Origin of the sequence: Enterococcus sp. AZ020 (assembly GCF_050499205.1) — a bacterium.
GTDB lineage: Bacteria > Bacillota > Bacilli > Lactobacillales > Enterococcaceae > Enterococcus_L > Enterococcus_L dunnyi.
This window is the reverse complement of the sequence record NZ_JBIPAT010000001.1, coordinates 3,335,569-3,350,447: the sequence shown is the minus strand read 5'-3', so window position 1 is coordinate 3,350,447 and position 14,879 is coordinate 3,335,569. Positions and strand designations below refer to the sequence as shown.

Annotated in this window: 14 protein-coding genes; 3 read left to right on the top strand and 11 right to left on the bottom strand. The window is 38.3% G+C overall.

Going from position 1 to position 14,879, the window contains the following annotated elements; genetic code table 11:
* Positions 1–7: 7 nt before the first annotated feature.
* Entirely contained in the window at positions 8–2,587 is a 2,580-nt protein-coding gene (gene mprF / locus IGI58_RS16035) for a bifunctional lysylphosphatidylglycerol flippase/synthetase MprF (protein ID WP_429955267.1), read from the top strand.
* Between the two features lie 121 nt (positions 2,588–2,708).
* Here mprF and IGI58_RS16030 read toward each other — a convergent pair whose 3' ends face one another.
* From IGI58_RS16030 to IGI58_RS15980, 11 genes are all read right to left on the bottom strand, one after another.
* Positions 2,709–3,584, bottom strand: a complete 876-nt coding sequence (locus tag IGI58_RS16030; protein ID WP_429952603.1) for a PhzF family phenazine biosynthesis isomerase — start codon at positions 3,582–3,584, stop codon at positions 2,709–2,711.
* Between the two features lie 96 nt (positions 3,585–3,680).
* Positions 3,681–4,868, bottom strand: a complete 1,188-nt coding sequence (gene tuf, locus IGI58_RS16025; protein ID WP_225533924.1) for an elongation factor Tu — start codon at positions 4,866–4,868, stop codon at positions 3,681–3,683.
* Positions 4,869–5,048: 180 nt separating this feature from the next.
* A complete protein-coding gene (locus IGI58_RS16020; RefSeq protein WP_225533923.1) occupies positions 5,049–5,210 on the bottom strand; it encodes a hypothetical protein in 162 nt (53 codons plus the stop codon).
* Positions 5,211–5,222: 12 nt separating this feature from the next.
* Positions 5,223–5,579, bottom strand: coding sequence for a hypothetical protein (locus IGI58_RS16015; RefSeq protein WP_087640425.1), 357 nt, complete (start codon positions 5,577–5,579; stop codon positions 5,223–5,225).
* A 261-nt stretch (positions 5,580–5,840) separates the two neighbouring features.
* Entirely contained in the window at positions 5,841–7,829 is a 1,989-nt protein-coding gene (gene nagE / locus IGI58_RS16010; protein WP_429952604.1) for an N-acetylglucosamine-specific PTS transporter subunit IIBC, read from the bottom strand.
* Positions 7,830–7,851: 22 nt separating this feature from the next.
* Positions 7,852–8,685: a PRD domain-containing protein gene (locus IGI58_RS16005; protein WP_429952605.1), complete on the bottom strand. Its 834-nt coding sequence runs from the start codon at positions 8,683–8,685 to the stop codon at positions 7,852–7,854.
* A gap of 304 nt (positions 8,686–8,989) precedes the next feature.
* Positions 8,990–9,616 (bottom strand): DNA-directed RNA polymerase subunit delta, encoded by a 627-nt coding sequence (rpoE, locus tag IGI58_RS16000; protein ID WP_242585281.1) that lies wholly within the window; start codon positions 9,614–9,616, stop codon positions 8,990–8,992.
* A 75-nt stretch (positions 9,617–9,691) separates the two neighbouring features.
* Positions 9,692–10,126, bottom strand: coding sequence for a DUF1934 domain-containing protein (locus IGI58_RS15995; protein ID WP_087640141.1), 435 nt, complete (start codon positions 10,124–10,126; stop codon positions 9,692–9,694).
* Between the two features lie 295 nt (positions 10,127–10,421).
* Positions 10,422–11,363: a sugar-binding transcriptional regulator gene (locus IGI58_RS15990; protein WP_429952606.1), complete on the bottom strand. Its 942-nt coding sequence runs from the start codon at positions 11,361–11,363 to the stop codon at positions 10,422–10,424.
* Positions 11,360–12,355 carry an alpha-ketoacid dehydrogenase subunit beta gene (locus IGI58_RS15985; RefSeq protein WP_429952607.1) on the bottom strand — a complete coding sequence of 332 codons (996 nt, stop codon included), beginning with the start codon at positions 12,353–12,355 and terminating at the stop codon, positions 11,360–11,362. Before IGI58_RS15985 ends, IGI58_RS15990 begins: the two co-directional genes overlap by 4 nt.
* A complete protein-coding gene (locus IGI58_RS15980; protein ID WP_429952608.1) occupies positions 12,352–13,350 on the bottom strand; it encodes a thiamine pyrophosphate-dependent dehydrogenase E1 component subunit alpha in 999 nt (332 codons plus the stop codon). The genes IGI58_RS15985 and IGI58_RS15980 overlap by 4 nt, the downstream gene beginning before the upstream one ends.
* A gap of 193 nt (positions 13,351–13,543) precedes the next feature.
* Between IGI58_RS15980 and IGI58_RS15975 the strand changes: the two genes are divergently transcribed.
* Complete coding sequence (locus IGI58_RS15975) at positions 13,544–13,903, top strand: hypothetical protein (protein WP_429952610.1); 360 nt, start codon at positions 13,544–13,546, stop codon at positions 13,901–13,903.
* Positions 13,896–14,744, top strand: coding sequence for a lipoate--protein ligase family protein (locus IGI58_RS15970; protein ID WP_429952611.1), 849 nt, complete (start codon positions 13,896–13,898; stop codon positions 14,742–14,744). The genes IGI58_RS15975 and IGI58_RS15970 overlap by 8 nt, the downstream gene beginning before the upstream one ends.
* Positions 14,745–14,879 lie beyond the last annotated feature (135 nt).

Below are 14,879 nucleotides of genomic sequence, written 5' to 3'. Positions count from 1 at the left end.
GAAAAAAATGCTGCAATGGTTCAAGGAACGAATCAGTTATTTTAAAATAATCTTTATTTTTTCAGTTATTATTATCATCTTGCGTGAACTTCTTACGATCAGTAAAACGATCTCATTCAATCAATTAGGTATCGTTTTTCAAGATATTCCTCTTTGGAAAATTGCTTTGATGCTACTTATTGGATTAGTCTCTGTGCTGCCGATGCTTAATTATGATGTAATCCTCAACAAAATACTAGGACAACATCCCAAGAAAAGATTTCTATTTGAAAGCAGCTGGATGATCAATACGATCAATAATATTGCAGGCTTCGGCGGATTGATCAGTATCGGACTACGCTCTGAATTCTACGGTAAAGAAAAAGATGGTAAAAGAGTTGTTCAGGCACTTTCGAAGATTTTACTATTTTTGATGTCCGGTCTTTCAATCTATAGTCTTATTTCATTTTTATTAGTAACACTAGGGCATACAAATGACTATATCCAACAATACTGGGTTTGGTTAATTGGCGGCAGTCTATATTTTCCGATCGTACTACTTGTTAGTTTTTTCAAGAAAGACAATTATATTGGGGATATCGATAGAAAAACACGTGCTGGTTTGATCTTGACCTCTTTCATGGAATGGACAGGCGTTTTAGGCAGCTTCTTGTTGATCGGCATGCTGATGGGTGTCAAAATGAATCCATTACAAATCATCCCATTGTTTATTGCTGCTTCTGTTATCGGAATCGTTTCGATGATTCCTGGGGAACTTGGTAGTTTCGACTTATTGATGATCCTCGGATTGTCTGCACTCGGTATCTCTCGTGAGGTTGTTGTTGCTTGGATCCTACTTTATCGACTCTTTTACTATATTATACCGTTTCTGATCGGTGTGATTTTCTTCATGAATAATTTGAGTTATTCCTTAAATAAAAGATATTCTGGTATTCCCAGAGAGCTTTCAACTGAAATAGCACATAAATTTGTTGTTTTCCTAATGTATTTTTCTGGAATTATGATTGTTTTATCAGCTACGATTCCTGAAGCTTTTATAGAGTTGACTTGGCTCAAACAGCTAAATCCACTTTCTTTTCGGATTATTACACAAATTCCAGCAATTTTACTAGGCTTTTTGCTCTTGATTACTGGTAGAGGCATCGCGGCTCGTGTGAAACGAGCATATTTTCCCACAATCGGATTGATCGTCATTACACTTGGTTATACCTTTATGAAAGATTTTAGCTGGGGAGTGATTTTATTTCTAAGTTTACTTTTACTTATCATTGTCTTTTCCAAGCGACAATTATTTAGAGAACAACTTGTGTATTCTTGGGAGATGATCACAGTCGATGGCGTGATTTTTCTAACGCTGACAATCTTATATATCGTGATCGGTGTCTATAACTTGCCGGCCTTCCCTCACCACAAGCACAAATTTATTTCCTTTTTCTTATTCCCGTCTGAGAAAATTTGGTTATCTGGTCTTATTGGTATTTTACTGGTCACTTTAGTCAGCTACTTATTCATTCGTTATCTCGAAGGCAAACGCTATAAAATCGGTATGCCGCTAGATGACGAACGGGCATTATCACTTTTGCTGAATTATGGAGGAAATACTGACAGTCAATTGGTTTTTCTTGGTGACAAAGATATGTATATTTATCAAAATAGTGCTCAGGAAGATACTGTCTTGATACAATTTAAAACGATCAACAACAAATGCATCGTTATGGGAGATCCTTCCGGAAATAAAGAAGATTTTTCTGATGCGATCGAACAGTTCATCAACGAAGCTGATCGTTGGGGATATTTACCTGTTTTCTATGAAGTTTCAGAAGAATGTGTAATGTTTTTACACGAGTTTGGCTATGATTTCATTAAAATGGGCGAAGAGGCTCATGTCGATTTACCAAGCTTTACTTTATCTGGCAAAAAAATGAAAAGTGAGCGGGCTGTTATGAATCGTTTCACTAAAGAGAACTATTCTTTCGAGGTTCTGTCCCCTCCTTTTTCAGATGAGTTAGTATCAGAGCTAAAACAAGTTTCAGATGAGTGGCTCGGCAGCCGCAAAGAAAAAGGATTTTCTCTCGGTTTTTTCAATGAATATTACCTAGCTCGCAGCCAAATCGCTGTAGCGAAAAATCAATCAGGAAAAATCATTGCATTTGCAAATATCATGCCGACTTACACAAAAGAAGAAGGAACGATCGATTTAATGAGATACAGCAAGGAAGCTCCCTCTGGCGTAATGGACTATCTTTTTATCTCCTTATTCCAACATATGCAAGAAGAAGGCTTAGCTTACTTCAATTTAGGAATGGCTCCCTTATCGAATGTAGGAACATCGAGAAAAAGCTTTATCCAAGAACGGATCGCTTATCTTGTTTATGAATTTGGCTCTCGCTTTTATTCTTTTCAAGGATTACGGGATTATAAAGAAAAATATGCAACTGCCTGGGTTTCACGTTATACCCTTTATTCCAGAGAAAGTTTTATCGCCTATGTTATGATCGCACTATTGATCATTGACAACGCACCTATTGAAAAGCAAAAAAATGTTCACGGGATTCGCCGTATTCTTAGAAATAGATCTCAACGTTAAGAAGTAGGCTGTAATTGGTACAAATCGTTACAGAATTACTGAATAATCTACTTTTAGACCATCATTGATCATGATTTAGAAAAAAACGAGACAAAACTGATTTTCAGTTTTGTCTCGTTTTTTACTCATCTAATGTTATCTTTATCTCTTCGTTCAAACAGGCTGTACCAGTTATTCTGACCGAATGAGCTGCCTTTTCCCCTCTGATCACATCAACTAAAACCTGTCCTGATCTGTTTACATGTTTCCCTTGGAAAACAGTGATTTCTTTTCTCTGATCATCAAGATAAATATGATTTAAAGCATAAGCTCCCATCACACCAGAAGCGGTACCAGTAACAGAATCTTCTTTCGTTCCTGAAAATGGAGATGAAAAATGCCTTGCAGTCATCATAGCAGCTTCTTTTGAAAGCACTGCAAAGGGATGAACAGAAGCTTTTGGTATCTCAGTCAACAGCTCAGGAAAACATTGTGTATCTGCTGACATTTTGTCCAAAACTGTTTCATTTTTAACCGGAACTAGCAAGGTCCATGAGCCTGTATTCCCATATTGAATCGGTAAACTTGGATCAAGATCTGTCTTTTCGATCCCTAAACTCCGACAAAGCGCTTTTTTATCTCCCGTAAAGTCGATAAACTTTGGTTCCGCTTGAGTCATCGTGATTTCACATTGTTCATCATTATAATCGACCGAAAGAAGCCCCGCTTTCGTTTCAATGACTCGCTTTTGATTTCCTTTTCCATGATATAAAGCAAAAATACTCCCCATCGTCGCATGGCCACATAATGGTGTTTCGTGTCCTGGTGTAAAATATCGTAATTTGATATCCGCATGATCACTCGAACAACAAAAAACTGTTTCATTAAAGCCGACTTTTTTCGCAATTTCCTGCATCTCTTTTGTACTATACTGATCACCGTTTAAGACAACACCTGCTGGATTCCCTTGTCCAATGACCTTAGTAAATGCATCTACCCTCAAAACCAAACACTCCATTAACGAACGCTCCCTTTTTTAGTCCATATCATATAATAAAAAAGCGTATACGTCAAAACAGATTTTTTTGACATACACGCTTAGTACGACTTTTTTCTATTTTTCTATTTCTGTCACAATCCCGGAACCGACTGTACGTCCGCCTTCACGAATTGAAAAGGTCGTTCCTTTTTCAACAGCAATTGGATGGATCAATTCAACATCGATCGTCACATTGTCACCCGGCATAACCATTTCAACATTTTCAGGGAGTTCAACAACTCCCGTTACATCAGTTGTTCGGAAATAAAATTGTGGACGATAATTTGTAAAGAATGGTGTATGACGTCCACCTTCTTCTTTTGTAAGAACATAGACTTCTGCATTGAATTTTGTATGTGGAGTAATGGAACCCGGTTTAGCAATTACTTGTCCACGTTCGATTTCATCACGAGTGATTCCACGTAAAAGTACACCAACATTATCTCCTGCTTCACCATAATCCAATGTTTTTCTGAACATTTCGATTCCAGTTACCACAGCTTTTTGTGTTTCTGGTTTAATCCCTACGATTTCAATTTCGTCACCAACGCTCACTTTTCCTCGGTCAATACGACCAGAAGCAACAGTTCCTCGTCCTGTAATTGAAAAGACATCTTCTACAGGTAGTAATAACGGTTTATCTGTATCCCTTTCAGGTGTAGGAATATATGAATCAACAGTATCCATCAACTCCATGATGGCAGCTTCTGCTTCTGGATCTCCTTGAAGTGCTTTTAATGCAGAGCCTTTGATGATCGGTGTATCATCGCCTGGGAAATTGTACTCATTAAGTAATTCACGAACTTCCATCTCAACTAAATCGATCAACTCTTCATCATCTACTAAATCTGTTTTATTAAGAAAGACGATCAGATATTTAACACCGACTTGACGAGACAATAAAATATGCTCTCTTGTTTGCGGCATTGGACCATCAGTTGCTGAAACGACTAAAATCGCACCATCCATTTGAGCTGCACCTGTGATCATATTTTTCACGTAATCCGCATGTCCCGGAGCATCGATATGAGCATAGTGACGAGCGTCTGTTTCGTATTCCACATGGGCGGTGTTGATTGTGATCCCACGTTCTCTTTCTTCTGGTGCTGCATCAATACTAGCATAGTCCTGCGGGTTTGCTAGGCCTTTTTTTCCTAATACTGTAGTGATCGCAGCAGTCAATGTTGTTTTCCCATGATCGACATGACCGATCGTGCCGATATTTACATGGGGTTTACTTCTGTCATAATGTTGTTTTGCCATAATTTACAAACCTCCTATTTTCTTCAAAGGATCAATAAAAAGATTTTTAATTGACCTTTATTGACCTTTGTAATGCTATTATATACCTATTTAAAAAAAGTACAACTTATATGCTTACTAATTGTAAGTGGTGAAACAGAAAGAAAAAAGGATGGTTTTAAGCACCATCCTTTTAATACATTACTTGTTATAAAATTGATCCATCTTACGTTCGACGTTTTCGCCGCATACATTTGCAAATTCAGCCGATAAGCGACGTAACTCTATTGCATCATCCAGGGAAAGCTCCTCTGTTTGAAATTTTTCGATCAGTCCCAACAACCGTTCTGTATTTTCCTTCATATTTTTCCCACCTTAAATTCTATCAACGACTTGCTCGATTTCCTTTTCATCATAAACCGTCAAAATAAATTTCTCTTGATAAGATCTTGTCATCTCTTTAATTTGATCGATCATATGAGTGTCACAATCAATATAAAGAATAATTGCTTCAAATCTATTTTTAGTGTCGTTTAAAAAACGTTTTAAGTCGTTAAGCGTATTATGTCTTGTCATCGTTTCATAGGCCGGCATTTGTTTTGCTCGAATAAAATTATAAGGAATCTCTCCAGAATATCCGACAACCGCAACTTTCTTACCAGTGTGCTCTCTCTTGACTAAATCCCAGACTTTCTCGATTTTTCTTGAATTCTTTCCTTTAACAATAATCATTGATCTATCTCCCTTTTCTTCATCATATTCAATCAATATGACACAAAGAAACCATAGGATCATCAACTGGCACTTCTTTGTGTCCAGCCTTATTCGCGCAAGATAATCTCCTCCTAAAAACAATTACACATTAACCATAGCATAGAAAAAAAATAAAGCAAGAGAACAAAAACATTAAAAATAAAACGAGGGTTTAAAAAAACAGCTGAACGAGATAGAATCACGACGGCTCTATCTTTGTTCAGCTGTAAATAACGGCTATTATTTTACTGTTACTTTACCAATTGTATCATTGGCTGAAGTTTCTTGACCTGATTTAGCTAGATCATAGTTATCAACAATATCTTGATTCGTAAATACAACGATCAAATCTGATTTTTTACCTGCCGCTTCAAGCGCAGCTAGATCAATCGTAGCGATCTTATCGCCATGTTTTACTACTTGACCTTCTTCAACATGAAGCGTAAATGGTGCACCTTTTAGTTCAACTGTATCTAAGCCCATGTGTAATAGTACTTCGATACCTGAATCAGTCTGGATTCCTAAGGCATGTTTAGTTGGGAAAATACTAGTGATTTTACCAGCAACTGGTGTTGTTACTTCACCATCTGTTGGAATGACTGCAAATCCATCACCCATCATTTTTGCTGAGAAAACATCATCTTGTACTTCAGAAATCGGGATAACTTTCCCGTTCGCTACTGCAAACAACTCAGTTTCTTTTGTTGTTGCGGCAGGTGTTGCTACTTCTTCTTTCACTTCAGGCTTTTTTACAAGTTCACCTGAAATTGGAGCAGCTCCATTACGGATTTTATTCATTTCGTCTGCAACGAATTGAACCTCTGTCCCAACGATTACTTGAATATTTGTATCATCAATGACTTTCACACCTGGAACGCCAGTTGCTTTGATTTTTCCTTGATCAACTTTACTTGTATCAGCCACTGTTAAACGCAAACGAGTCGTACAGTTGTCAATAGAAGTAACATTTGCATCTCCGCCAAGACCTTGATAAATTCTGCTTGCTAATACAGCGAATTTATTATCTCCATTTGTTGCAACATCTGGTGTTTCTTCGCCTTCACCTTCTTCGCGACCTGGTGTCATCAAGTTGAATTTCTTGATTGCAAAGTCGAATACTACGAAGTAAAGAACAGCCATTACCAATCCTTGAACGATCAACATGTACGGTTGGTTCGCGATTGGATTACGTAAGCTTAACACAAAGTCGACTAGTCCAGCACTAAATGCAAAACCTGCTGTCCAGTGGAAAATTGCTGAGATGAATAATGAAATACCTGTCAAAATAGCATGTAATACATATAATGGCCATGCTACGAACATGAATGAAAATTCTAATGGTTCAGTGATACCTGTGAAGAATGAAGCAAAAGCTGCTGCGATCATCAATGAAGCAGTTGCTTTTTTCTTTTCAGGACGAGCGTTACGATAGATTGCGTATGCTCCAGCTGGTAAACCAAACATCATCATTGGGAAGAACCCAGCTTGATACATACCAGTGACACCTTTTTCACCAGCACCTGACAAGAAGTTTCCGATATCGTTGATACCAGCTACGTCGAACCAGAATACTGAGTTTAAAGCGTGGTGTAAACCTGTCGGAATCAATAAACGGTTAAAGAATCCGTAAAGACCAGCACCTACAGCACCCAATTTAGAGATAGATTCACCAAAAGTTACTAAGCCAGAAAAGACAACTGGCCAAACAAAGAACAATACGCCTGAAGCAACTAACATTGCTAAAGCAGTCATGATCGGTACTAATCGTTTCCCACTAAAGAATGATAAAGCCATTGGCAATTTCACTTGGCTGAAACGATTGTACATCGCAGCTGCGATCAAACCTGATAAAATACCGATAAAGGCATTACCGATTTTCGCAAATGCAGGATCGACTTGCTCAACTGGAATTCCTTTCATCGCACCAACTGCTGCACTTGAAAGTAATGTTGTTACAACTAAGAACGCTACTAGTCCACTAAGGGCTGCTGCACCGTCTTTATCTTTAGACATACCTAATGCCAAACCAACCGCAAATAATACTGGTAAGTTATCAATGATCGCGCCCCCTGCTTTCACTAAGAAAACAGATAAGAAATTCGGATCGCCTAATCCAGTCATTACGTTTGGATCGATCCAGTAACCAATCCCCATCAAAATCGCTGCTGCCGGTAATACGGCTACAGGAAGCATCAATGAACGTCCCATTCTTTGCATGTATGCTTTCATTTTTGTTTCTCCCCTTATTCTTTTATTTGGTCATCCTCAAGCGTTCGATATGAATCGCTAGATAACCTAATTCTTCGTTTGGAACCTGATAATGAAAGTTCCTCATTAACAAAACCTGGACTTTTTTAGAGATTTCATAGCTCTCCGCATATTTCTTGCGGACCACATCTAAAATTTCATCATCCAGTACTGCATATTGATTTTGCTGAAAACGGTGAATAAACAAGCGCAAATGATTGACTAACCTAGAATAACTTAGGCTCATCTTTTCATCATGAATATTGATCTCTAATTCTTGCTCGATTAAATGAATGATTTCTGAAACGATTGTGACTTCACGGATACTTTTACTATTATCCGTCCGCCCACTGCGAGCACTATGAATGTGGATAGCAATATAACCCGCCTCATCATAGCTAAATGGGATTTCCAATGTCTGTGTTAAATATTCAACAGCCCATTGTGCAATTGAAAATTCTTCACTATAAAGAATTTCGATCTCATTTAAAAGTTTGTTGCGCACAATGATATTGTTTTGAATATTTTCAGCCGCAAAGGCAATATGATCACTTAGCCCGATATTGATATGCTCATTTAGTTTTTCACCTAAAACCATCTCAGCATGTGCAATGATTTCTTCTGTTACAAAGAAATACTTTTCGTCGATTTGTGACAATAGAACTTGCAGTTTTTTTACACCGTCTGGTTCCATCACAAACATCCGCTCCACCTGTTGCGGGAATAACAAGTCATTTTTCTTCTTGTTAAAGCCCACTCCTTTGCCAACAGCTACTTTTTCCTGCCCGACATCTTCAACAAGTACTGCATTTTGATTAAGCACCTTTTTGATTTTCATAAACATTCCTCTTCTGCAGAAGTAGATCGTCCGCATTCACGTGCCGGAGCAACAAAAAAAGCATAGAACAATCCCGTCAAAATATGAGTATATCATATTTTAAAGAAATTCTTCCATGCCTAGTATTATCCAGTCACATGAAAACGCTATTCGTTTTGTTAACAGTGATAGTTTACAAAGATATAGACCATTTGTCAATCAATTTGTTTCCTTTTTTTCAAAAAAGTGATCAAAAAAATTTTCCATTCAGAAAAATAAAAAAATCAGCGAATGTTTATATGTAAAAACATTCGCTGAAATCAGTTTACTCTTCTTCTTCGTCGGCATACTCGTCTTCATCGTCAAAGTCGTCATCTACATCGTCTTCATCAATAATAGTCAAGTCTTCTTCAATGCCAGGAAGCTCTTCTTCTTCATCATCTGAATCTGCACCGATTTCTTGAAGATCAGAGTTGTATGCTTTGATTTCTTCATCCTCATCGTCATCATCATCATAAAGAATATCGTCTTCGTCTTCATCCGTTAATTCTGCATCTTCCGGATCATCATCGTTGTAGTCGATCACGTCTTCATCATTGGCATCAATGATAAAGGCATTGACTTTCTTACGTTTTCTACGGCGTGGTTTATCTTCTTCATCATCTTCTAAACCATGTGTTACTTCTTCGTCGATAGAATCGATTGGATACCATGAGCGCAAGCCCCAACGGTTATCTCCTAGAGAGATAAAACTGCCATCAATATTTAAGTCAGTATAAAATTGTGCTAAAGAGTCACGAATTTCGCTGTCAGATTTTCCAAGATAATTTTGAATTTGGTTTACTAAATCAGAGAAATCCATCACATCTTCACGTTGTTCTAAAATTGCGTGCGCAACTTCGATCATGGATAGTTCATCTTTGTTCAACCCGTCAAATACATTAATTTCCAAACGGTACACGTCCTTTCACAGTCTACTCTTTATCATACAAAAACATGAAGAAAAAATCAATTGATTCTTACATAATTACGCAGTAAATTCTAATTCTAAATGATATTCGCCGATTTTTTCTGCTTGAGAGTACAAATCATAGTCGATTAGAATGCTTCCTGCTACCGGCTGATCTTTCAAACTAAAGCGTAGATTGCGCGTGAACGTCGTGATTTGGAATAGTCCATAAGGAGTTCTGTAACTAGTATCTAAACGCTCTTGGTAAGCAAATTTCAAACGCATCCGTAATCCTCCTGCGCGGATCAGCTGAATTTTCCCATCAGGCTCGACCTTGATCGTAACAGGTACAGGTTCCCCCTCTTCTTGCTCTTCTTTATAACGAATATAAAGTGTATCGCCAATTTTGACGATTTGACCTTCTAAATCAAAATAAAAATTCTTCTTCTCTCCCTCTTGATCGACAATTGTTTTCAATTGAATCGACACTGGTGTTCCTTGTGATAAATCCATAATGACACACTCCTTAATTTTAAAGTAGAATGAGCTCATTTGACTTTGATAGAAAATAAGAAAATCAAATATGGTACTTTATACCACGTTATGATTTTGTCTTTTTCTCGAAAAGTTAGCTCACGAAACTAGATAGTAAAAGTGGAATGAGCTCGTTCAATTTTGACAGAAAATAGGAAAATCGAAAGGTGGTGCTCTTTACCACTTTGAGATTTTATCTTTTTCTCGAAAAATCAGCTCATGAAACTAGATAATAAAAACCGTTGTTTTTTAGTTCAAACCTAGAGTGCATCGTTCATAGCAATGCTTCTGCAATTGTCTGATCGATCACCAGTATTGTACAGCGTTTACCGATCAGTAACGGCAAAATACTTTCTGCTTTTTCCTCACCAATGGCAATCACCATAACTTCTGGCATCTCAGCAAGATCTTCTATCTTGATTCCAAGCATTCGTTTGCTTATTTCATTGTTGACTGTTTGGCCATATTTGTCAAATAGTGACGCTACTGCATCTCCCTTAACTGCGGTTTGTTCGATCATATGTGCTTCCTCAACGCCAATATACCCTAATCTTTTCCAAGTAGAGCTTTCGTTCGGATTTCCAACACCAATAATTGCTAGATCTACATGTTTTGCTTGATCCATCGCGGTTTTGACTAGATCAGTCTTGTTTAAGATGTCAGCCAGTTCGATGCTTTCCGCAAGTGCAGGCGCATAAAAATACTGACAGCGGCTATTCAATTTTTCCGCTAAACGAAAAACTAAATGGTTCGTATCAAAATACAAATGCTCACTTGAAACCCCTCCGACTAGAGGACAAACTTTGATCGTAGGAAAAGAGCAATAAGGCATTTCATCGATCATATCCGCTAAGGTCGTTCCCCACGATAACCCAACAGACATATCCGGTGTCAAATGTTCTTTAAGGTACATCGAAGCGGCACTGCTGACTTCTCTTTTGATCGCTTCGGGTCTTTTTTGTTCATTTGCAGGAATAACAAGGACGTCTCGCAATTGAAATTTTTTCTCCAAGCGCAATCCTAATTCTACCACATAAGCTGATTCATCTTTGATTGAAATAGATACGATGCCACTATCTTTCGCTTGTTGGAGGATTTTAGAGACCACTGGACGAGAAATACCCATTTTTTTGGCGATAACTGCTTGTGTCAGGCCTTGTTCGTAATACATTGTTACGATCTTCAACATTTTTCTTCGATTTTCACTGATCTTCATGCTTGATCCTCTTTATAAGACATCGATTGCTCGATTGCCTGAACGAGCGAATCAACTTGAGGTGTTGCTTGTGCTTCGAGTGATTTTTGAGCCGGCATTGGAACAAATTCTCCACCTAAACGTATAATCGGTGCAGCTAATTTTGTTGCCAAATCAGATTCCGCGATAACCGCAGTCAACTCCGCACTAAATCCACTATTTTTAACAGCTTCAGTAGCTACGATCACTCGTTTGGTTTTTGCAACAGACTGAATCAATGTTTGTTCATCTAACGGTACTAAAGTTCTCGGATCGACTACTTCGACCGAAATGCCTTTTTCTTTGACCATTGCTGCTGCCTGTAACGCTTTGTTGACCATAATCCCAGTCGCTATGATCGTAATATCTGATCCCGTCAATTTTATATCTGCTACACCAAGCGGTAAATCATACGCTTTTTCTGGAACAGCTCCGCTTGTCTTATATAGTAATTTGTGTTCATAAAACATGACAGGATTATTATCTTTGATTGCCGCATGCAGCAAACCTTTTGCATCATATGCATTTGACGGCTGTACAACTTTCAAACCAGGAATATGCGCCATCCAATTCTCCAAACTTTGCGAATGTTGAGCGCCCGCACCCGTTCCCGATCCAGCTGCCGTTCGCATCACCAAAGGAACATTTGCTTTCCCGCCATACATATAATGGATTTTTGCAGCCTGATTGACTAATTGATCCATAGCCACAGTGATGAAATCTGAAAACTGTAACTCCATTATTGGACGCATCCCTGTCATAGCTGCCCCTACAGCTGCTCCTGCAATCGCACTTTCAGAGATAGGCGTATCACGAACCCGTTGTACACCATATTTTTCCTGCAAGCCTTGAGTTGCACCAAAACCACCACCATAAATCCCAATATCCTCTCCCAAAAGAAACACACGTTCATCTTGAGCTAAAGCTTCGTCAAGAGCTTCATTGACTGCTTGTAAGTAAGTGATCGTTCTCATTTATTCTCCTCCGCATAGACATGTGTCCAAAGATCATTGATTTTGGGTTCTTCATCTTGTTTGACAGAAGCAACAAGACTTGAAAACTCATTTCGGATCGACTCTTCCAGTAAACGAATATCTTCTGGAGTCATCTGATCTTGTTGGATCAATTTGGTTTCCAGCCGAACGATTGGGTCATTATATTTTTGCCATTGACGGCATTCTGCTTCTGATCGATACATTAGTTTATCCGATTTTGAGTGGCCCTTATGCCGATAAGTCAATGCTTCAATAAGTGTAGGGCCGCCACCATTTCTTGCCTTTTCAACGGCTTTAGCAACCGTTTGAGCAACTTCATCCAAATCATTACCATCGATTGTAATCCCTTCGATACCATAGCTTTTTCCACGTTCAGACAGCTGGTCGATATTGACCATCTGCTCGATCGAGCTGCTCATTCCATATTGATTGTTTTCGATAAAATATATCACCGGCAATTGCCAAATAGACGCTAAATTCAATGCTTCATGAAAGCTGCCTTCATTGGTGGCTCCATCGCCAGCATAGCATAACACTACTTGGTTTGACCCTTGCATTTGGGCACTAAGAGCTGCTCCAGCTGCAATCGGAAAACCAGCGCCCACGATCCCATTCGAACCTAGATTACCAACATCCAGATCAGCAATATGCATACTACCGCCCTTTCCTTCATTCGTTCCTGTTTTTTTCCCTAACATTTCAGCAAACATTGCACGGATGTCTGTTCCTTTTGCAATACAATGCCCATGGTTTCTATGTGTAGACACAATCCAGTCACTTTGATCAAGAATGCCGGCTCCACCGACCGCTGTTGCTTCTTGTCCTATACATAGATGCATTGTGCCATGCAGCTCTCCCTCATCAAAAAGTTGCTGGATCATTTCTTCGAATATTCGAATCTCCCACATTTTTCTTAATGCAGAAACATTATCAAGTCGACCATTCTTTTCGGTCATGCGTATTTTCGGATTCATGCACTTGCTCCTTTACAATTGTTCATCTTGTGATCATATGTAAATATATTATAGTTTTCCTGCTCCAATAGCAAGATTTTCTCCATCTTTTTTTGATTTCTTTAAGATTTTTCAACTTTAGTTATTATTTATCCGCAATGAAGCATGATTTTTCGCTTAAATCGTATATAATAGATAATGGAGGTGGATAAAGATGTTATTTCACGATGAAAAAGCAATGCTCTTTTGTATGCATTGTCAAAAAGAAACACTACATGATATTCAGTATATGAATGAAATCATTTCCAGCATCGAATGCGTTGAATGCCATAACCAGATGAGTATTGACATTGATGCGATGAATCAATTTTATCACTACTTATACGAACGCTTAGTTTCAAAACCCGGTCGCTTATCAGAAGAAGCCCGTCAAGATTTCAGTAAATTTCTTGCAACGATGCCTATGCGTATCATCAGCAAGCTAATGCGGTTTACAAATGAATATAACCAGATGAATAAAGAAGTAAAAGATTATGTTTCTCGGGTGAAGCAGGATGACGATGCAGATGAATAGTTTAGAACGTTTAGCCCACTTCGATTCTATCTTTTTGTATGATCAGCAGTGTTTGACTCAAAAAGATTATTTTTTGCCTTTTGCCCTAACTGATGTTCTGACGACATATACAGGTAGCCACCAACAGCCGATCATCCATTTTTGGCAGTTAGATCAAGCGATGATCCTTGGAATGAAAGACACTCGTGTCAGTGACCTTTCAGCTGGTCTGACCTCTTTAGAAAAGTCTGGCTATCATCCTGTTGTTCGTAATGCAGGCGGATTGGGCGTGATTGCAGATGAGGGCGTCTTGAACATCTCACTGATTTTACCAAATACTGCTGATAAAAAGCTGAGTATCGATCAGGGGTACACGCTGATGTGGGAATTGATAAAGCTTACGTTTGAAGATTCTACGCATAAAATCAATGCTTTTGAAGTGACAGAATCTTACTGTCCAGGCACTTTTGATTTAAGCATTGATGGGAAAAAATTTGCAGGAATTGCTCAACGCCGCGTCAAAGATGGTATTTCTGTTATGATTTATTTAAGCGTAAGCGGAGATCAACAAAAGCGTAGTGAGAGTGTCCGTGATTTTTACAAAGCAAGCTTAGGGATAGATTTCGGCAAAAATGGTTACCCACCTGTCAATCCGGCTGTCATGGCAAATTTGGAAGACTTACTTCAGACCAGACTCTCTGTTGGTGACGTCAAACAAAGGCTGCTTGATACATTAGCATCAAAAAATGAATTTACAGTAAATGACCAAGCTCTTTCTACGTTACTTCGATCAGAATGGTTTATCACTGAAACAAATAAACAACTCGAAAAAATGAAGCAGCGTAATCAACTATTAGATTAATTTTTTCAAAAATAATTTTCAGCGTGAGATAAAGCAAAAAAATCAGCTTTATTTTGCACTCTGAAACTTAAAAAAGGTGGAAACAAAAGTAGATAAACTGTGTTGCATAGTACCTACTTCACTTTGTTCCGATCA